Below are 18182 nucleotides of genomic sequence, written 5' to 3'. Positions count from 1 at the left end.
GGACTCGATAGTTATACAAACAAGCCACTCCCAGAACTTCTGCTGGGAGCTTCAAACGCCCTTAAAGGCTCTCTAGTTGCGTGGGTATTACGGACAAGGGACTGACTTTACAATCCAAAGTGAGTCTGCCTTGGAGAATCCACCAATTGTTCGTACCGCCCCTGGTGACAACGAGCTTTTGGTTTAAGAGGTTGCCAAGAATATACAGAAAGTCTGGAAGTGTTTCAGGAGCCGGTAGTATCCAGCATCTGCTGCTGGTTCATGAGAGCTAAAACACGCTTAGACTCTACTATCACTACGGCTTCCCTTGAAACGTGTGTGCATTGTAAATTCCAATCCAAGCAATCAACTCAAGATCGAAATCTTTTGTCCGGGCGAGGAAGTTTTCCTTCCTGAAAAAGTGATTCCCGCAGAAAGGTCTTTAGGAATTCTACAGAGTGCTTTGGAGCAATTTGCTTCTCCGTTAGCGACTCTATTTTACGAGGGCCGCTGGGTCAGGCCGGCTCCGCGTATCCCCGCACGGAGTCTGAACCGTTTGCACCAGGCTCATTGCATCTATTGCATCTGAGGCCATGTTTAGTTCAATTGTACCTTTTTTGTTAATCAAGTTGGAGATGCAACCGAGGTCGAAAGCAAGCTGAAAAAGCCAAAAATTTTACAATTGTCTTTTTTGACTTTTCAGTGCAGCAAACGCCTTGAAATTTTCAATCTCACTCAGATCGAATGCTGGAAGGGTTAAGCTACAAAATTGCTCAACTTCCCAAAGCTTTGATTGAGCTGAGGTTTAGAAATTAGATACGTTTGTCCCGCACCTTTCACATTTTCTCTTGACAGATTAGCGTTTTGATGATAGTAAAGTCAAACCTTGACTTTAGGGGATGATGCCGATGACAGCATCAAAAAGTTCTGCACACAAAACTATTTACCCTCGTCACATCAAACAGATCGTGGCTAACCTCAGTCGCACTCTAGGAAATGCCAGATCCTTCCCTGCTGTCAGAACAAAAGAGCTATTGCTGACCCGTTTAGTTCCATGAGTCAACTGATCGCCGGCGACTCAGAGAACGAAGATTGCAGGGTCAGTTGATGCCGATGGGTGTGCAGCATCTGAAACTCCAAGCCGGTTACTTGCTCCAGCATATAGACCAAATGATCGGGTCGCAAGAGGGTGCCGTCATTGCGACCACTGCCGGTGTAACGCACAACAGCCCAGTTCCGCGCAAAGATGGCGTTCTGCTTCAAGACAGGAATTACCGATGGTAACTCAGGATGGTCTTGGCGCTCTTGGCATCTTGCCGGTTCAGAGCTTCTACCTTTTTGAGATTCTACCAGTTTCAGCTCAAACAAGCGCTCGCGCAAATTGACAAGTTTCTTTTTGCCAGACTTGGTTGTTTGTTCCCACTCAATGGATTCACTTGTCCAGATAGACTCCAGCCAAGCTGCCCATTGCTGGGGATTTATGGGTGGGTTGTGTTCTGAATCGAGCAGACACAGGGCTATTGAGTATTCTGCACGATCTAGCAGGTGGGTTGCAGAGGGCGCTTTTAAGTCAACCGCTTCAACATGGTAGATGGGAATATCTGCCGGCATCTGAGCCGCCAATTTTTCACGGAAGGTGTCGATATCAACTGCTTCCGCTAGCTCAAAGTCTACAATCTCGCCACTGCTGGTTGCACCTAGTGTCAGAGCACTCGCGATGGAAATTCGAGGTTGGGGATGAAATCCCCCGGTAAAGGCAATCGGAAGAGACGCCCTTCGCACGGCACGCTCAAACAAGCGGACTAAATCTAAGTGACTAAGAAGCGCCATATCACCTTGTTTGCCAAACCAAATACGCCGTCGCGCGAGCCGATCTTGGTTGGGGGTAAAGTGGCCGCTAAATTTGGGGATTGGCAGCGCTTCGATGACCGTATTGTGGCCGAAATCGGGGGTACACACCCCGCAATGAGAGCAACCATCGAAGGAGCAATCCGGCACCGTTGCGGCGTCTAGCGCCCGTTGCAAGTCGGCTTTAAGCCACTGTTTATCGATGCCGGTGTTGATGTGATCCCAAGGCAACGGTTTGTCGAGAGCGGGGTTTTGAGAAACCGGCATTTGGGGGTTGGGAGATTGAAAAGCGTCTGCCTCATTGCCAGTTGCCGACTCTGCGTTGCTCTTGATCCATTCGCCGTTCTCGACTTGCCGGTATTTCCAGGTTAAACCGGCTTCGGCAATGGCTTGTCCCCAAGCCGCAAAGGCTCGTTCCGCACTTTCAAACCAAGCATCCATGCCGGTGCCAAGTTCCCATGCCCGACGCAAAACCGCTGCTAGCCGGCGATCTCCCCGTCCCACGAAGTCTTCCATCGCTGAGATTCGGATATCGGTGAAGTTGGCTTTGATGCCTTTCATTCGGCCAAATTCTGACCGCAGCAGTTTTTGTTTGCGCTTAAATTCTGCTGTGGAAACTGAATGCCACTGGAAGGGGGTGTGGGGTTTGGGTGTGAAGTTGGAAATGGTGAGGTTGAAATTCAAACGTTTTCTACCAGAGGCTTGGCATTCTTGCTGCAACCACCGGACTGTGTCGGCAATGCCTAAAATATCCGCGTCTGTCTCTCCTGGCAGGCCGATCATAAAGTAGAGTTTGATTTTATCCCAGCCTTGCTCAAAGGCGGTTTTGACACCTCTCAGGAGTTCTTCGTCGGTCAAACCTTTGTTAACGATGTCGCGCATTCGCTGGGTGCCGGCTTCTGGGGCGAAGGTTAAACCGCCTTGCCGAGTGCCGCCGATAATGTTGGCGATGTTTTCATCAAAGCGATCAACGCGTTGGCTGGGTAGGGCGAGGGTAATATTTTCGTCTTTAAGCCGGTTTTTGATTTCTACTCCAACTGCCGGCAGTGCGAGGTAGTCGGAACAACTGAGGGAAAGTAGGGAAAATTCGTTTTGGCCGGTTGCTCTCATGCCTTTTTCGATGGCATCAACGACTTTTTCTGGTTCTACGTCTCTTGCCGGTCGGGTAAGCATTCCCGGTTGACAAAACCGGCATCCTCTGGTGCATCCGCGCCGAATCTCTACGGTGAGCCGATCGTGTACGGTTTGGACGTAGGGAACCAGCCCAATCGAATATGTCGGCATTGGGGTTGCCACCCGCCGCAGAATTTGTTTTGGCACGTCAAGCCGGTTGGGATGAACCGATCCATCCTCTGCCATGTCATAAAATTGCGGTACATAAACGCCGGGAATTTGTGCCAAATCGAGGAGTAATTCTTCTCGGCTTAGTCCGGCGGCTTTGCCTTCTTCCAACACTAAGCCAATTTCTGGCAGCAATTCTTCCCCATCTCCAAGGGCGATGAAGTCGAAAAAGTCTGCGTAGGGTTCTGGGTTGGAGGTTGCTGTCTGCCCGCCGGCAAAGATTAAGGGACTGTTGCCCCCAGTTGCCCTTTCTTTCCATGTCAGAGGAATGCCGGCTAAATCCAGCATTTCCAGAATATTTGTCGCACCCAGTTCATAGCTGAGACTGAAGCCTAGAATATCGAAGTCGGTGACGGGACGGCGAGATTCAACGGCAAATAGGGGGGTTTGGGTGGTGCGAAGCTTTGTGGCAAGATCCGGTGCCGGTAAATAGGCGCGATCGCATAGTTGCCTGGGCTGGGTGTTCAGGATGTTGTAGAGGATGATATGACCCAGATTTGAGGCACCCACTTCATAAATTTCTGGGTAAGTTAGCACCCAACGGACGGCGGCGGACTCCCAGGGTTTATGTGCTGCACCTAACTCATTACCGAGGTAACGAGCCGGCTGCAAGATTTCTGGTGTTAATAATTTTTCTAGTGCAACTGCCACAGCAAATCTCTACTTCTAGCTTCCAGTGACTAGGACGGTTTCTTTTATCCTTTTACTATACTGGAGGTCTTCAAAGTCAGTCGCTAGCTGGGGCGAGAAGTGTGCGCGATCTTCAAACTAAAGTTCTCCGCCGCAATTAAGCCGTTGCAAGGGTATGGAGTTTTTCTATCAATTAAAGCCGGCTAAAAATGAAGGGGGTTGCATGACTCCCCAGATTGCCGGTGCCGGTTCCTCTATTTCAAGTGAGAAGAGATGGGGCGAGGCCGGCAGCTTGCTTCACATCAAGCGGGATACAATGACAATTGGCTATGGGAAGCCGCTGCTAGCCAAGCATGAATTGGATAGACAGGGGATAACACTAGGCTAGGGTTGCTTCAAAAGCAGCACGATTTTCAAAAATTTCAAAGACTCTATCCAGTTGGGTCAATTCAAAGATAATTCTGATGGAGGGCGAAACACAGCAAAGGCTAAAGCGTCTATTCAGGTTTTGTGCTCGTGTCAGTGCGGAAACCAAAGCCATTAAGCCGGCGCTATCTAAGGATTCTACTTGCTCCATATCAACCAGAATGACTGAAGCATCTTGTGAGCCTACCGCTGCAACCAGTTGGTTCTGCAGTTCTGGGGCGTTGGATGCATTGATATGGCCTTGCGGTTGAAAAACTGTAATTTGGGGGGAAACGATAAGTGTCTGCATAAATGACTCCTCTTGACTAATAAACTGAATAACTGTTTGAGATGTCTTGACCTTAAAACCTAAACCCTGGGTTCGCCCACGCTAGTTCAGTAGTTTTACTGAATCTTCACAAGTAAACCCCTCTTCTGTAAAGTTTTCGTTAAGTTTTTATAAAATATTGTATGTATTTATACAAATCTCCAGTAAGTCACAAGTTAAGACGGCTGTGGGTTTGGTAGTTTTTCAGTAAATTCTCGGTATTGTTGCGCTCGGCATAACAGACAAGTGATGAGTATCATAAATTTTAGAGATCCTAATCACTGCAACGGCTAGAGGCTAATCAAGTCGTTGGGACGCTAATCATCCTAGATCGGCTTGGTGATTGAGATCATTACAAGTGAGAGTCCTGTATCACTTTCCCTTTTGTCCCTTCAACAGACAATAGATGGTGTACGGAATTCTACTGATCTACCATGAAAGGGACTGCCGTGATTCGTCATCTTGTGGAGAAAGCTTTACACTTTAAGCGACTGACGCCTGATATCGAAAATGAAATCAACTATGAGCTGACCCGCCAAGGGTATATCTCTGATGTTGATTACGAAGCGCTTGAGCTATTAATGGACGAGATGGATGCCGGTCGCATTCAATTAGTCCCTAGCCTGTAATGTTGGGAAAGAAACCAGAATCAATGGCCATTCTGGAAGTCGGTTGTATGTTTAAGGGTAGCGCTCGTAACTGTTTTGCATCTGCTGTAGAAAGTCAAATTTGCCATAACTGCTGCTGTTAGGGTGCATCAGGATGGCATGGAATTATTCAGCGATTATTGGCATTATTTAAAATAACCTTTCAGGCCCAAAAGGGACCATGACAGCTTGAACAGTCTTTGTGCTGCTGTAACTCGGTGACTCTATATTTTGTCTAACTTCAGAATAAGAGCGACAGTTGCACACGAGAAGACTGTGGGAGATTTTCAAGTTAAGTTCCCAGATGAGGGCGTTACAGAAAGCGGGAAACTGTCGGATGGTTTTTCTAATTGTGCCGGCTCGATTGACGAGCTACCATGAAGTTTGCCTAACGCTTTAGCAAAATTCCCTTTTATCTGTGGACGGAAATCCTGCGCCAACGAGTTCATCTCGTTGCAAAAGTGGCTGACATCTTTTAACCTAGGCATAATTATCTGCCTTACAAAAGAATGTCGGAAAGCGAAAGAATGTCAGAAAGCGGCGGTTGCGTAAATGCACTCTCGGATGAAGAAAAATCAAGTATATCTAGACATTCGCTTGTTAGCAAGCGAGGTAAATACACCTTAAACTTGAAACTCTGTTGGGTAAGCTTGCCAGATTTGGTGGATGAATTCTCGAAGCTGCCGATGGGCAATTTTCGGTGCATCCACCGGCTTGTTTTCGGGGGGTATATCTAGCTGAGGCAGGAGGGGAATTAGTTCTGTATCGAGTGCTGGACGGAATAAACTAATGGGTAAGAGAAAGTCCGCCCCGTCGCGCAAGTCATACAATTCGGGTAATTGCTCGAACAGCCCCTCACTCGGTCGATCAATGCCGGCAAGCCATACTGCTAGCATAATAGGCCGCCCCCAACACATCTGACGCGCTTCGATAATATCGATAACTTCGGCGTACAGGTAGCTGTTTTGATGTTCTAGGCAGATAATTTGGCTAGGTTGAAATGGGCCGGCACAGTTTATGGATGCTGGCTTCATAGAATTAATCTAAAAATTTTACGTTTTCCTTTATTCTAAGAGCCGGTTGTTGCATAAGCGAGAGCGAGATTGCCTCACAATCGGTAGGGATAATCCCCTGTAGTGGCGCTGAGGGCGGTTTGGTGCCGGCATCCTTCCCACCTAAAAGTTAGAAAAAACTTTACTAATTATATTAGTTCGCCATAATAAAAAAATCTTGGTGAATGGTTAAAATTTGGTTTGTATCTGTATTAATCCATGAGAAAGAGAAGGCGATAATCTAAAAATTGATTGTAAAACAACGGGTCTTTGCTTGAACCTATAAAAAAATTTATGAAAATAATTATTTTGGAACGGGGAATATTTTACTTAAAGTCAACGATGAGAATAACGATAAGCGGATCAGTATAGCGAGTATTTGGAAAATGGCGATTAAGTAAAGCATCAGCAAGCTGAATTTTGGTGGGCACTTTAGGGAGTTTATACAGCAGCAGTTCAGTCTTAATGATTTCAATCTGCTGAATATCAATTTCGACTACCATGAGGCTGTTAGCACCCTTCCCCTGCATCACCGCGATCCATTTGACCGGCTGATCATTTCACAAGCGATGGTTGAGCAGATACCTGTCCTGAGTGCTGATTCTGCTTTTGAGGCTTATCCGGTTCAGCGGTTGTGGTAAAATAGCGGACTAATACTTGACTTTATTAAAAAAATATGAATTAAAAAGTTCTCACACTCAAGGGAGTTGACGAACTTGGATTTATACAAGAATCTTATTACTATAGAGTAAACAATTGTAAATATCTGACTAGAGAGGATAGAGATAGTGTCAGTCGAGACCATTGAAAAGAGTTCAACGGTCCGCAAGCTTGCACCTCGTTATCGTGTTCTGCTCCATAACGATGAGTTCAACTCGATGGAACACGTGGTGCAGGCGTTGATGAAGACCGTGCCCAGCCTGACTCAGCCGCAAGCTGTCAGCATTATGATGGAAGCCCACACCAATGGGCTTGCTTTAGTGATCACCTGTGCGCTGGAACACGCTGAATTTTACAGCGAAACCTTAAAAAATCATGGACTCACCAGCACCATTGAGCCTGATGAATAGGAGCGAATCTGAAGCTGTAACGCATTTAAATACTTGTTCTGGGGGCGGTAGACACTCCGCCCTTGCGGGACAAGGTTCTATCTAAATTTGACACCGGCAGTTGAAACTCCACCCCGATAGACTCGCTCACTACCCAGCACCCGCACGGCTGGGAATTTTTGTGCTGACGTTACTTTGCCTCTGGCTGCCCTTCTGCGTCCCTATTTACTGGCTTGTCAGCGATCAAAACTTGGTCAATATTCTGACGCTCGTTATTTTGTACGTGGAATTTATCATCCTCGTGCGATTATGGGGGCGTTATGTTTACCGGCAACCCCATCTTTTAAGCAACTATGGCTTAGAAAGAACGCGGCAGAATGCGATAGACCTCTTAAAAGGTTTATCCACAGGAATTTTAAGCCAACTGGGGCTGTTTGTGCTGCAAGGACTGCTAGGGTGGGTAGTCTGGCAACAACCGGCTTCTGTTGTTTTCTTACGCCAAGTTATCCTAGAAGGCTTAATCGTTTCTCTCGGTATTGGTTTTGCCGAAGAATTGTTATTTCGCGGCTGGCTACTAGATGAATTGCAACGGAATTACAGCCTCAAAGTCTCTCTATGGGTGGATGCAATCTTATTTGCATTGCTGCACTTTATTAAACCCCTGGAAGCCATTCTCAAAACGTGGCCGACATTTGTCGGACTGCTGGTGCTGGGTTTAACCTTAGTTTGGGCAAAACGCTCTCGAAACGGACGCCTCGGCTTACCGATAGGACTTCATGCCGGCCTTGTTTGGGGCTTTTACATTATTAACGTTGGGCAATTGGTGCGATCTTCAGGCAACGTCCCAGAATGGGTGACAGGCATTGACCGAAACCCTTTAGCCGGCGTCATGGGAGTGTTATGTTTGGGCACTCTCGCCGTGACAATGTGGACACTTTCCAGAAAAAAAACCGCAGATGAACACAGATGAATTGCATATTATCTGCGTTCACCTGCGGAATCTGCGGTTAAAAAATCTTTATCTAGATACCGGCTGTGCAACCGCAGTTCCCACAAGACAGGCACCCGTAAGCACAACACCTTCCAAGTTCGTATCCTGCAACTCAGCACAGAGTAAATTTGCCCCCGAAAGATTTGCACCTGAAAGATTTGCACCTCGCAGATCCGCCTCTTCCAGATTTGCATCACTTAATAATGCGCCTTGCAGATCAGCGCGACTTAAATTAGCGCCGCTAAGATTAGCGCCGGTGAGATTGGCACCTCGTAAGTCTGCACTCCGCAAGTCTACTCCCTGCAAATTCACATTCATCAAATTTGCCCCGCTTAAAAAAGCGCCGGCAAAGGATGCTTCTGTGAGTTTAGCGGCCATTAAATTGGCACCTCGGAGATTGCTACCGCGCAAGTCAGCGCCGGTTAAGTCCGCTTGCATCAAATTTGCTCCTAACAAATTTGCCCGCAGATCAGCTCTCACAAGCTGTGCACCGAGCAAATTCGCGCCATCTAAACGCGCTCTTTCCAGATTGGAACCGGCAAAATTAGTGCCAACTAAATTAGCACCGGCAAGATTAATTCCACTCAGCGTTAAATCCGAAAGGTCTTCATCTTCCAAATCTGCCCCTGGAAACTGTTTGGCTTTGCCTGATCGCAGCGCTTCAAGATTCATAGCGTCCTCCGCTGCTGTAACTGCTAGTGGCTTCGCCGGCTTTTGCTTCACTATCGACCCGGAAATCTAACAACCACATCCCGGCTGTCATGTTAGGCGCACTCACCGGCAGGGTTAAACCTTGTTGTAAACCCATCACCAAAAGCGCCAAGGTATCAACAAGTTTGGGGTCCCAGCGTTCGCCTTGCTGCGCCTGACACTCTGCTAAAGCTTGCGCCGCGTAATTCCCTCCCGAACCGTCATCAGGTTGATTGGCTCGGTGAAGGGCCACTCGCTGTTGAAAGTCTGCCGCTAAGGCTAAAATTCGCGATTCTAAAGGAATTTCTTCGCCGGCCATTCCACCAGGTAAGCCGGTTCCATTCCACCACTCTGCCTCATGGGTAAGGATTCGCGCAACGGCTCGTAATTGCGGCATCCTTCGCAACACCTGTGCTCCCTGTACCAAGGGACAGCAAGGCCCGTCGTTCTCCTCATCAGAGGAAGATCCACTGCTGAGAACACTTTCAACGCCTTGTAAAGGTTCAAGCCGGTGGAGTAAAGCAGCCAGATGCAGCCGCTTCATTTGCCATGCCGGTAAATCCAGCAGTTGCCCGATCATTTCTGCCAGCGCTACGACTTCCGCTGCTGCCATTGGGTTCGTAGTGTCAGCCAGATCCATCAATTGCGCCATTCGCAAAAATGCCTGGATTTCATTAGAAACCAAGTTCCGATCTAGCGCTTGTTGGCTAGAGAATGAATGAGCGTCCGGGATGCTGCCGGTTAATTCAAGCTGGCTCGTCTGCAAGTATTCCACGACGCGGGAGACAATTTCGCTCAGGTCATCTCGCTCCTGGGCAACGGCTTCCTCGGTAATGGCTTGGACTTGAGCGGTTAAGGCTTTCCCCAGTTCTGGGTTATATCGACCGATATGCTCGATTGCTAATTCTACGGTTTCTTTTACGAGTTCTGGTTCAAAAGTCCACAAGCCATAAAATTTCCGATCTCGGTCTTCTGTGGGAAAGCCTGCCGGCCCATAATCTTCCTCAGACAGCTCTTGACAAAGCACAACTGCTGTGTAGGTTGGCGACAAAATCATCAAATGCCACTCTTGAGCCACCGGGTCAGATGGATCTAAGCTGACTAAATTAACGTTTGCCATTTCGCTGGTGGGATGCTCAGCAAAGCCGCTCTCCGCTGCTGCCATAATCACGACGTTGCGAGACTTTTTCGCCAAATCGTTATAGCGATCAGCCTCCTGCAAATACCATTTGCCCCGTTGGAATGCGGCGATGACGATGGGTGAACTGGCGGAGTTCAATATCCAGTCCTCTAGGGCGTGGCAAAGGGCAACTAGAGTGTTTTTGTAATAGACCCCGAATCTTATAGGTCTTTTGCCGGTTCGATGTGCGGCGTCGAGCTGCTGCACAATAGAGCCTTTTAACATTTATTTACACAAATGAGAAAACATTATTGCATAAAAAAAGTATACTATCGTATTCTGAATTATGACGGGATCGTCTAAATTTAAGTCTTTTAGGGGTGAACCGGCTCTTGAGAAGGTTGGGGACACCCAAACTCGGGAATGATGAAATTCTCAGATAATATAGGCAGATGTGCCGGCTTCTCATTTAAGTGCAGGTAGGCTTAACGATTCGTTCCAAGATGAGAGCCGGTGTGCTTTGCTGAGGGTGAGCCGTTCAATAATCGGTAGAGTCCGGTTATTTTTGCCTCTCGATCTGATTACTTTTGTTCCAGTGTGAGCACTACTCTCGAAATTTCGGAAAGCTTTTATCTCGACATTAAAGATAATCCAAACTTTTAACCGGCTTCATCCACTCCCGGATATTAATCTAGGGGTTTAATTGGCGGCTGATGGCTGATACCCGCGCATTATTAAACCATCGGCACTCTTTTAATCAATAAAAAATCTGAGAATCAGCCGGTTTGAATCAGCTTAAGCGATTAGCCGGGAAATTAAACGACGGGCAAAATGCCGGCTTTGGCAAAAAATCTATTTGAACGGTAAATACAACTAATAATTTACGGTTTGCCGCACCCTATATTAGCAAGTAGTGCTATTGAAGAAATAAAAGGGCCGGCAAGACAAGCAGATTCCCACAACCTTGCCACCTAGCAGCAGGATTTGTATAACCTCAGAAGCACAATTTTAGGGGCTTAGGCAATCGAGCGGCAAATACAACTAATATTTTACGGTTTGCACCAATTCTTTAAACCATTAGCTTCCGTAAGATGGAATTCAGTAGAGGACAGCAGTGAAGTGAAAACCTCAAACAAGCCTGTCCCTTTATCTAAGTTACCCAGCAGCACGACTGCAACATTTTGAAACTTAAGCTTTCACCTTCTAACCTGATTCAAGCAGGCTGAAAGAAAGCACATCTTTTTAACAAAGGTAACCCGAAGATGACACGGATGTATATGCAACCTTGGCACGAACTTGCTACGATGCAAAATCAACTAGAGCGTATGTTCGGACTTCCTCAAACCAGGAATTGTGCTGCCGTTAACTCCTCACAATCGGGTATTAGCTGGGCACCGGCAATAGAATTGCAAAATACAGAAACCGCCTTAATTTTACGTGCGGAAGTTCCCGGTGTCGAAGCCAAAGATTTGGATGTGCGAGTCAGTCGGCAAGCTGTCGAGATCAGCGGTCAATATCAGCAAAAACAAACGGATAATCAAGGACGTTACCGCACAGAATTCCGGTATGGCAATTTCCAGCGCGTGATTCAATTGCCGATGCCGGTGCTTAATGAGCAACTGCAAGCGGAACTCAAAGATGGCATTCTCACCTTAACTTTGCCAAAAGAGTCTTCTGTACGTCCGAAGGTGGTTAAAGTCAATATTGTTGACGCAACAGATGCCACTCCCGCACCGGCAGACAGTGGGAATGAAGTTGAAACAACGATTCCAAGCGACACCCCAGCGACTCCTGAGAATAACAAAGTCGTGGTGCCGGCAGATGCAGAAGTCACCGGAGATGTCTGGAATGCCGCTTAATCTACCGCACTTGTGGGCATTTATTGCATAAGCGTCTCACAGGGCAAAACAGGACTTACGCAAGCAGTTGGGGAAATAAAGAATTTTTCTCCCCTTCTCCCCCTTAATCCCAACCGTGATTGAAAAGCGTAAGTCCTGTAGGATTAAACCGCCCTATCTCAGGTACGGGAACCCCCCCTTCATCAGAAGCCTAACCGCGCTCAGTATATAAATATGTGACTTTCTAAAGTGTACTGAGCACAGATTGACTGCTGATTGAACCAAAAGCGATTTAATTCGTAGTCATTTGTATCCCTAAATAAACAGGCTGATACAAGCCAAAGTTTTTGTAGTCATTGGAGCGAAAGCACCCCTATGGGAAAAGTTGTTGGAATTGATTTAGGAACGACGAACTCTTGCGTCGCCGTTATGGAAGGTGGCAAACCCACCGTAATTGCGAATGCAGAAGGTTTCCGCACGACACCGTCAGTTGTCGCCTTTGCGAAAAATGGTGATCGCTTGGTTGGCCAAATTGCCAAGCGCCAAGCGGTGATGAACCCTGAAAATACTTTCTACTCCGTCAAGCGCTTCATCGGGCGTCGCTTTGACGAAGTCACCCACGAATCAACTGAAGTTTCTTACAAAGTCCTGCGGGATGGCAACGGCAACGTCAAAATTGACTGCCCGACTGCCGGCAAACAATTTGCCCCAGAAGAAATCTCGGCGCAAGTTTTGCGGAAACTGGTTGACGATGCCAGCAAGTACCTCGGTGAAACCGTTACCCAAGCCGTAATCACGGTGCCGGCTTACTTTAACGACTCCCAGCGTCAAGCAACGAAAGACGCGGGTAAGATTGCCGGTTTGGAAGTTCTGCGGATTATCAACGAACCGACTGCCGCTTCTCTTGCCTACGGGTTAGACAAGAAGAGCAACGAAACCATCTTGGTGTTTGACTTGGGTGGTGGTACGTTCGACGTATCGATCTTGGAAGTGGGCGACGGTGTGTTTGAAGTGTTGGCAACCTCTGGTGACACTCACCTGGGTGGTGACGACTTCGACAAGAAGATCGTGGATTACCTCGCCGGCTCATTCCAAAAGGCTGAAGGCATCGATCTCCGCAAAGACAAGCAAGCGCTGCAACGTCTAACGGAAGCGGCTGAAAAGGCCAAGATTGAACTTTCTAGCGTCACTCAAGCTGAAATCAACCTGCCGTTCATCACAGCAACCCAGGAAGGGCCAAAACACCTGGATATGACCCTGACACGGGCTAAGTTTGAAGAACTGTGTGCCGATTTGATTGATCGCTGCCGCGTGCCGGTGGAAAACGCAGTGCGCGATGCAAAAATCGATAAGAGTGCCCTTGATGAAGTGGTGCTCGTCGGTGGTTCAACCCGGATTCCTGCTGTCCACGAATTGGTGAAGCGCGTTCTGAATAAGGAACCCAACCAAAGCGTGAACCCGGATGAAGTGGTTGCCGTGGGTGCTGCAATTCAAGCCGGTGTGCTTGCCGGCGAAGTCAAAGACATCTTGCTACTCGACGTATCTCCCCTATCTCTGGGTGTGGAAACCTTGGGCGGCGTGATGACCAAGATTATCCCTCGCAACACCACGATTCCTACCAAGAAGTCGGAAGTGTTCTCGACGGCTGTAGACGGTCAAACCAACGTCGAAATCCACGTTCTGCAAGGCGAACGGGAAATGTCCAACGACAACAAGAGTCTGGGACAGTTCCGCCTTGATGGTATTCCTTCTGCGCCTCGTGGTGTGCCTCAAATTGAAGTCACCTTCGACATTGATGCCAACGGTATCTTGAATGTGACGGCTAAGGATAAGGGCACCGGCAAGGAACAATCCATCAGCATCACCGGCGCTTCTACCCTCCCCAACGATGAAGTTGATCGGATGGTGAAGGAAGCCGAACGCAATGCCGAAACTGATCGGGAACGTCGTGAAAGAATTGATCTGAAGAACCAAGCCGACTCTTTAGCTTACCAAGCTGAAAAGCAGCTCAAGGATCTAGGCGACAAGGTACAGGCTGCTGATAAGACCAAGGTTGAAGGGTTGGTTAAAGACCTGCGTGAGGCTATCAGCAAGGACGATTTCGACCGGATCAAGACGCTAACCGGCGAACTGCAACAAGCTCTCTATGCAGTCGGCAGCAATATCTATCAGCAAGCCGGTGGCGGTGAGGCTCCTGAAGGCCCAACTCCCGACGGTGCTAGCGATGAGCCGAAATCTGCCGGTGGCGAAGATGATGTGATTGATGCTGAGTTCTCTGAAACGAAGTAGTCAGCCGGTGCGGGTTTTAAATCAATAATATTTGAGCAAAACCCGCTCCCTTCATCTCAAGAAATAACAGATAGCTAATTGATTTTTAAAGGTTGATAATGTCTGCCAAGACGCACATTATCAGCCTTTTTTTTATGCCATTTTACTAATTAAAGCAAGAGTTAAGCACGGTTTTCTGCTCTTCCTCTTATCCCAATTTAAAAAATAATTGTACGACATGATATAGGTTGGGCAAAGTGAAACGGAGGGTTCTTAACCCAATCTCCTCTTTTCGGTGCTGAGTTTCCTGTCGCTCTCCCCAACCTCCCTATTTGTCGCATTCTTTTCTGAAACTGGTATTGCTTATTACTCTTACAGTTACCGCATCGGAGCCGGCATCATGCAAATCGGTATTTCGATTCAGTCTAATACTGTCGCATTTTATCAAACGCCCTCATCCTCACGGGTGAACTCATTGAAGGATTGTCAAACCCTCCAAAGCGATGACTGCTTGGGCGATGGTGATCAGGGGTGTTGCTTTCTAATCTAGGAAGTGTAGAGATTCAACTCACTCAAACAACTATGCAACTCACTGATAAGCAACTTTCTTCTGCCCAAGCCACAGCTCAACTCAACAAGCCTCTACTTGTACTCGGCTCAAAAGGCGACGCCGTTAAAGAACTGCAAAAGCTCCTCAACCACTGGGGTTACTACCCGACGATTGACGGGATCTTTGGGCAGACAACCTTAGAAATCGTCAAAGCATTTCAGCGCCGCGTCTTCCTCAAACCCGATGGCATTGTTGGGAATTTAACCTGGCAAGCACTTTACACCGGCTCTCCCATAAATATGCCGATTTTGCAACGGGGAAGCAAAGGTCAAGCAGTCATTACACTTCAGGAAACCCTTCAAATCACTGGCCACTACACGGGCCTGATTGACGGTGATTTTGGCTCAACGACTGATGCTGCCGTTCGCAGTTTCCAAGCAAATGCCGGTTTAGTCGCTGATGGCATTGTTGGTTCTCGCACGTGGTACGCCTTGAGCAAAATTTTTGCCCCAATGGGGTGCTAATTAAGGCTCACTCAAAATCAGCAGGTTTTTGCAACATCCTGCTGATTTTCACTTAATCCTAAAACCCCTCAGTCCAAGAATTTTCATTCATTCAAATCTATGCAAACACCCACCCCTGTAAACGAATCTGCCCTATCTACCCATAAAGCCAAAAGTATTTTTGCTAGTAAAACCTTTTGGGGAGTTGTTTTTACAACGGTTGCTGCTATCGCACCCATTCTGGGAAATGCGGTTAAAGAACAAAAGCTAACTGTGGATGCAACTGTCAATATTGTGATTATTCTTTGTGGCAGTGGGGCGACGGTAGCCGGACGGGTTCAAGCTACACAGCCTATTTACACTCCCCAGGGTTTACCTGGTCCCAATATTGATTCAATGCCCTCCTAGCAGCGCGGGCATCGGCCCAATCAGCCCCATAAGCATCCATAAATTTCAGGAAGTTACACACAGCTTTTGACTGCTCCGCATTGAGTAAGCGAAAGCGATAGTAAGGGTCATCTACTCCTTCATAAACACCCAAAGCATAAATAGTGAAATCAACAGAATTTGATTGACTGCTTTTGTAATTCTTGAGCGCCCAAACCATATAAGCAGGAATATAATAGCGAAATCCTTTGGCATCAAAAAAAGGAAAGACATCGTAAAAATATTCAACCCACTCCTCTGGAACATCTTGCCACCGGCAGTCTGTATCTTTCTTACGAGCCTCAGCGCGTCCCTCTGCGCCCTCATAATCATCAATGGCTCGCGCTTCGTGCAGTGAAACGCCGCCGTCGCGAGTGACGCCCTCAAATGCTTTGGTAATTTGTTTGATCAACAGTGAGCCGGCGGCGCAAGCTTTCTCATCAAGCGTTAGCCAATCAGGATCTCGCTGATCGGTAGGTGTGGCAGCGCGAACATAATCGAGCCATTCCTGCTCACAAGCCCCGAAAGCGAGAAAGTTTTGCTGTGCCCAATGCAGGGAAATTTCGTTAGAATCTAGCTCGTTATCTGTTGCCGCATCTTCCCAACAGCAAATCGGACAAATTAAGTATGTCCCCGGCGGTTTCTCACTCAGGGTCATGTAGCCGCAACATGGACAGGGATAAATGGCTTTTCTATAAAATGCTTGGTTCATAATTTATTATTTTACGAAAGCTCGGCTAGAGGTAAAGCTTGGCAAATTTCCTACCATCCGTCAAAACAACAATGATAAGTAAGTTGATATTTTGACTCGCTGAGCATTTTAGCCGAATCTAAACCTCATAAAATGTTTTTAACTTTCAGAATCCTTAATTATTTTTCTAATTGCGTAATTTTGTTAAATTTGATTTTTTTAGATATTGGCTATTCGCTGATATCCAATTGAGAGCTGCTTAAAGCTATTTCTAGTGGAGCTAAGGTAAAATAGTATTACAAGAAAAGCAGGGTTTAACAGAATTCTTGCAAAGCATTATTTCTTAAATAAGGAAAATCTAAAAATGGCTTATCCAAAAGCACCTTGGAAACTTCAAGGTTACGCTATCCAGACTGGGCAGTTAGTCGATATTGAACAAGCTCGTCCATTCATTCCCCCAGAGTTTGAAATTATTTCTGTGTTGCCTGGAAAAACGTTGGGTGGGGTTTATGCTTCCCGCTACGAGTCGGGTTCAGCGCTGGAATACAGCGAGTTAATAGTTGTCGCCGGCTTGGTTAGTTATGCCGGCAATTGGGGAGCTTGGATTTCTCATATTTATGTAGATAATCCTGATTCAGTTGCCGGCGGTCGAGAAATTTGGGGTTTGCCGAAAGAATTGGCTGAGTTTACTTGGGATAAAGGCGAAGATTCATCTCAAGTTGCTGTGCGTCAAGGTAACCGAAAGTTGTGCCGGTTTAGCACGACAAATATGGTATTACCTTTTTCTACAGGTTTCCCTTTACCTTTAAGCGGGCCGGTTCTCAGTGCCTTAAATTCTGATGTGCTGCTATTTAAAGGCGAGTTTAATTCTCCTTTAGAACTCGTTAATGGGAAATTGGATATCCCAGCCGAGAGTCCTTTTGTGAAGTTAAATTTAAACCAGCCTCTTTTAACAGTTCAGTGCCAATCGCTGCAAATCTTAGTTAACGCGCCAGAAGTCGTGGGTCAAAAATCCGTTGATTTCAGCTATCAGTAATTGCAGCAAAACCCCCGCTAATCGCTAATATAGCGGGGGAATATGAGACGAGTTCAGCCAAGATTTACGAATACTTCCTAAATGCTAGCACCTGAGGCCGCTTCGGCACCCATTGGCAATACGCCACCGCGCAGGAAATCGATCTGCTGTTGAAAGTCCATTGACTCGATTTGCCCTAAGAGGTTTTGCCCTTCTGGAGAAAGCTGATAGTCTGGGGGCATGGGAATGATGGTTCCGCTTGTCATGCCTTGAGCGAGGAAATACCAGAAAGCCAGCTTAGTTTCAGGACTCATGGAACCATACATCCGGCTGATTTCTGTGCTCTTTTTGCCGGCAATGTCCCGCTGAACTTGCAGCTGTTCTTCATGGGACAAGTCTTTAACTTGATTGAACAACCCTTGGGCGATTTCAGAACCCGATGCGCCAGGAGCTGCCGGTGTGACAGATGTACCCATTTTTTCGTAAACAAACCACAGCACAGCAAGCTGAGTGTCTACATCCAAGCTACCAAAAGCTTCTTTACCGTGATCGTAAGCACCGCTAGTACCAGATGTCATCTAACTCTCCAAAAAACTAATAATTGCTGAGTTTCCTTATTTGTTTGGAAACTTGTTTTGTCTTCTTTATAAAAGTTAACAACTATTTAATCAGTATTGAATCTTGCTGAAGAGGGAGATGTTTGTTCATAAAAATCAGTCAAATTTGTATCAAAATTCTCAAGAAATTTATAACCAAAGGAAGAACCCTGTATTCGTTGATTCTGCATTCAAAATCCTTTGGGATCACGGCT

19 protein-coding genes are annotated in these 18182 nt (G+C 46.9%); 10 read left to right on the top strand and 9 right to left on the bottom strand.

Going from position 1 to position 18182, the window contains the following annotated elements; genetic code table 11:
- Nucleotides 1-1038: 1038 nt before the first annotated feature.
- The gene (locus H6F56_RS11760) at nucleotides 1039-3819 is read right to left on the bottom strand and encodes a TIGR03960 family B12-binding radical SAM protein (RefSeq protein WP_190668057.1); all 2781 of its coding nucleotides are present in this window, start codon (nucleotides 3817-3819) and stop codon (nucleotides 1039-1041) included.
- A gap of 202 nt (nucleotides 3820-4021) precedes the next feature.
- Between H6F56_RS11760 and H6F56_RS11755 the strand changes: the two genes are divergently transcribed.
- On the top strand, nucleotides 4022-4186 hold the full coding sequence (locus H6F56_RS11755) for a hypothetical protein (protein ID WP_190668054.1): 165 nt from the start codon (nucleotides 4022-4024) through the stop codon (nucleotides 4184-4186).
- On the opposite strand, the gene H6F56_RS11750 is transcribed toward H6F56_RS11755, so the two are convergent.
- Nucleotides 4178-4513: an STAS domain-containing protein gene (locus H6F56_RS11750; RefSeq protein WP_190668051.1), complete on the bottom strand. Its 336-nt coding sequence runs from the start codon at nucleotides 4511-4513 to the stop codon at nucleotides 4178-4180. The genes H6F56_RS11755 and H6F56_RS11750 overlap by 9 nt on opposite strands.
- 452 nt (nucleotides 4514-4965) lie before the next feature.
- Here H6F56_RS11750 and H6F56_RS11745 point away from each other — a divergent pair, with 452 nt between their 5' ends.
- Complete coding sequence (locus tag H6F56_RS11745) at nucleotides 4966-5160, top strand: hypothetical protein (protein ID WP_190668047.1); 195 nt, start codon at nucleotides 4966-4968, stop codon at nucleotides 5158-5160.
- A gap of 305 nt (nucleotides 5161-5465) precedes the next feature.
- On the opposite strand, the gene H6F56_RS11740 is transcribed toward H6F56_RS11745, so the two are convergent.
- The 3 genes from H6F56_RS11740 to H6F56_RS11730 all read right to left on the bottom strand — a co-directional run bounded on the left by H6F56_RS11740 (nucleotide 5466) and on the right by H6F56_RS11730 (nucleotide 6733).
- Nucleotides 5466-5666, bottom strand: coding sequence for a hypothetical protein (locus tag H6F56_RS11740; RefSeq protein WP_190668044.1), 201 nt, complete (start codon nucleotides 5664-5666; stop codon nucleotides 5466-5468).
- A gap of 135 nt (nucleotides 5667-5801) precedes the next feature.
- Nucleotides 5802-6212, bottom strand: a complete 411-nt coding sequence (locus tag H6F56_RS11735; protein ID WP_190668041.1) for a hypothetical protein — start codon at nucleotides 6210-6212, stop codon at nucleotides 5802-5804.
- A 344-nt stretch (nucleotides 6213-6556) separates the two neighbouring features.
- The gene (locus tag H6F56_RS11730) at nucleotides 6557-6733 is read right to left on the bottom strand and encodes a hypothetical protein (RefSeq protein WP_190668038.1); all 177 of its coding nucleotides are present in this window, start codon (nucleotides 6731-6733) and stop codon (nucleotides 6557-6559) included.
- On the opposite strand from H6F56_RS11730, the gene H6F56_RS27190 reads away from it, so the two are divergent.
- The 3 genes from H6F56_RS27190 to H6F56_RS11720 all read left to right on the top strand — a co-directional run bounded on the left by H6F56_RS27190 (nucleotide 6674) and on the right by H6F56_RS11720 (nucleotide 8249).
- Nucleotides 6674-6871: a type II toxin-antitoxin system VapC family toxin gene (locus tag H6F56_RS27190; protein ID WP_323798425.1), complete on the top strand. Its 198-nt coding sequence runs from the start codon at nucleotides 6674-6676 to the stop codon at nucleotides 6869-6871. The two genes, H6F56_RS11730 and H6F56_RS27190, sit on opposite strands and share 60 nt — an antisense overlap.
- A gap of 147 nt (nucleotides 6872-7018) precedes the next feature.
- Nucleotides 7019-7300 carry an ATP-dependent Clp protease adapter ClpS gene (clpS, locus tag H6F56_RS11725; protein WP_190668035.1) on the top strand — a complete coding sequence of 94 codons (282 nt, stop codon included), beginning with the start codon at nucleotides 7019-7021 and terminating at the stop codon, nucleotides 7298-7300.
- 100 nt (nucleotides 7301-7400) lie between these two features.
- Nucleotides 7401-8249, top strand: a complete 849-nt coding sequence (locus H6F56_RS11720; RefSeq protein WP_190668032.1) for a CPBP family intramembrane glutamic endopeptidase — start codon at nucleotides 7401-7403, stop codon at nucleotides 8247-8249.
- 48 nt (nucleotides 8250-8297) lie between these two features.
- On the opposite strand, the gene H6F56_RS11715 is transcribed toward H6F56_RS11720, so the two are convergent.
- The gene (locus H6F56_RS11715; RefSeq protein ID WP_190668029.1) at nucleotides 8298-8942 is read right to left on the bottom strand and encodes a pentapeptide repeat-containing protein; all 645 of its coding nucleotides are present in this window, start codon (nucleotides 8940-8942) and stop codon (nucleotides 8298-8300) included.
- The gene (locus H6F56_RS11710; RefSeq protein ID WP_190668025.1) at nucleotides 8932-10365 is read right to left on the bottom strand and encodes a DICT sensory domain-containing protein; all 1434 of its coding nucleotides are present in this window, start codon (nucleotides 10363-10365) and stop codon (nucleotides 8932-8934) included. Before H6F56_RS11710 ends, H6F56_RS11715 begins: the two co-directional genes overlap by 11 nt.
- 977 nt (nucleotides 10366-11342) lie before the next feature.
- Between H6F56_RS11710 and H6F56_RS11705 the strand changes: the two genes are divergently transcribed.
- The 4 genes from H6F56_RS11705 to H6F56_RS11690 all read left to right on the top strand — a co-directional run bounded on the left by H6F56_RS11705 (nucleotide 11343) and on the right by H6F56_RS11690 (nucleotide 15647).
- On the top strand, nucleotides 11343-11939 hold the full coding sequence (locus H6F56_RS11705; protein WP_190668023.1) for an Hsp20/alpha crystallin family protein: 597 nt from the start codon (nucleotides 11343-11345) through the stop codon (nucleotides 11937-11939).
- 354 nt (nucleotides 11940-12293) lie between these two features.
- Nucleotides 12294-14207, top strand: a complete 1914-nt coding sequence (dnaK, locus tag H6F56_RS11700; protein WP_190668021.1) for a molecular chaperone DnaK — start codon at nucleotides 12294-12296, stop codon at nucleotides 14205-14207.
- Between the two features lie 561 nt (nucleotides 14208-14768).
- Nucleotides 14769-15260 (top strand): peptidoglycan-binding domain-containing protein, encoded by a 492-nt coding sequence (locus H6F56_RS11695; RefSeq protein ID WP_190668019.1) that lies wholly within the window; start codon nucleotides 14769-14771, stop codon nucleotides 15258-15260.
- A 99-nt stretch (nucleotides 15261-15359) separates the two neighbouring features.
- A complete protein-coding gene (locus tag H6F56_RS11690; protein WP_190668018.1) occupies nucleotides 15360-15647 on the top strand; it encodes a hypothetical protein in 288 nt (95 codons plus the stop codon).
- Here the strand turns inward: H6F56_RS11690 and H6F56_RS11685 are convergent.
- Nucleotides 15592-16377: a DUF6714 family protein gene (locus H6F56_RS11685; protein WP_190668016.1), complete on the bottom strand. Its 786-nt coding sequence runs from the start codon at nucleotides 16375-16377 to the stop codon at nucleotides 15592-15594. The genes H6F56_RS11690 and H6F56_RS11685 overlap by 56 nt on opposite strands.
- A gap of 343 nt (nucleotides 16378-16720) precedes the next feature.
- Here H6F56_RS11685 and H6F56_RS11680 point away from each other — a divergent pair, with 343 nt between their 5' ends.
- Nucleotides 16721-17392 (top strand): acetoacetate decarboxylase family protein, encoded by a 672-nt coding sequence (locus H6F56_RS11680; RefSeq protein ID WP_190668014.1) that lies wholly within the window; start codon nucleotides 16721-16723, stop codon nucleotides 17390-17392.
- 77 nt (nucleotides 17393-17469) lie between these two features.
- Here the strand turns inward: H6F56_RS11680 and H6F56_RS11675 are convergent, their stop codons facing one another.
- Nucleotides 17470-17949: an orange carotenoid protein N-terminal domain-containing protein gene (locus H6F56_RS11675; protein WP_190668012.1), complete on the bottom strand. Its 480-nt coding sequence runs from the start codon at nucleotides 17947-17949 to the stop codon at nucleotides 17470-17472.
- Nucleotides 17950-18182: the final 233 nt, after the last annotated feature.

The sequence above is a fragment of the Microcoleus sp. FACHB-672 genome (genome assembly GCF_014695725.1).
GTDB lineage: Bacteria > Cyanobacteriota > Cyanobacteriia > Cyanobacteriales > Oscillatoriaceae > FACHB-68.
This window is presented reverse-complemented; position numbering and strand designations above follow the sequence as displayed.

Coding starts and splice junctions, on each gene's coding strand:
- H6F56_RS11675 (WP_190668012.1), bottom strand. CDS start 17,949: ATGACATCTGGTACTAGCGGTGCTTACGATCACGGTAAAGAAGCTTTT.
- H6F56_RS11715 (WP_190668029.1), bottom strand. CDS start 8,942: ATGAATCTTGAAGCGCTGCGATCAGGCAAAGCCAAACAGTTTCCAGGG.
- H6F56_RS11740 (WP_190668044.1), bottom strand. CDS start 5,666: ATGCCTAGGTTAAAAGATGTCAGCCACTTTTGCAACGAGATGAACTCG.
- H6F56_RS11710 (WP_190668025.1), bottom strand. CDS start 10,365: ATGTTAAAAGGCTCTATTGTGCAGCAGCTCGACGCCGCACATCGAACC.
- H6F56_RS11745 (WP_190668047.1), top strand. CDS start 4,966: ATGAAAGGGACTGCCGTGATTCGTCATCTTGTGGAGAAAGCTTTACAC.
- H6F56_RS11735 (WP_190668041.1), bottom strand. CDS start 6,212: ATGAAGCCAGCATCCATAAACTGTGCCGGCCCATTTCAACCTAGCCAA.
- H6F56_RS11690 (WP_190668018.1), top strand. CDS start 15,360: ATGCAAACACCCACCCCTGTAAACGAATCTGCCCTATCTACCCATAAA.
- H6F56_RS11695 (WP_190668019.1), top strand. CDS start 14,769: ATGCAACTCACTGATAAGCAACTTTCTTCTGCCCAAGCCACAGCTCAA.
- H6F56_RS11705 (WP_190668023.1), top strand. CDS start 11,343: ATGACACGGATGTATATGCAACCTTGGCACGAACTTGCTACGATGCAA.
- H6F56_RS11730 (WP_190668038.1), bottom strand. CDS start 6,733: ATGGTAGTCGAAATTGATATTCAGCAGATTGAAATCATTAAGACTGAA.
- H6F56_RS11680 (WP_190668014.1), top strand. CDS start 16,721: ATGGCTTATCCAAAAGCACCTTGGAAACTTCAAGGTTACGCTATCCAG.
- H6F56_RS11750 (WP_190668051.1), bottom strand. CDS start 4,513: ATGCAGACACTTATCGTTTCCCCCCAAATTACAGTTTTTCAACCGCAA.
- dnaK (WP_190668021.1), top strand. CDS start 12,294: ATGGGAAAAGTTGTTGGAATTGATTTAGGAACGACGAACTCTTGCGTC.
- H6F56_RS11685 (WP_190668016.1), bottom strand. CDS start 16,377: ATGAACCAAGCATTTTATAGAAAAGCCATTTATCCCTGTCCATGTTGC.
- H6F56_RS11755 (WP_190668054.1), top strand. CDS start 4,022: ATGACTCCCCAGATTGCCGGTGCCGGTTCCTCTATTTCAAGTGAGAAG.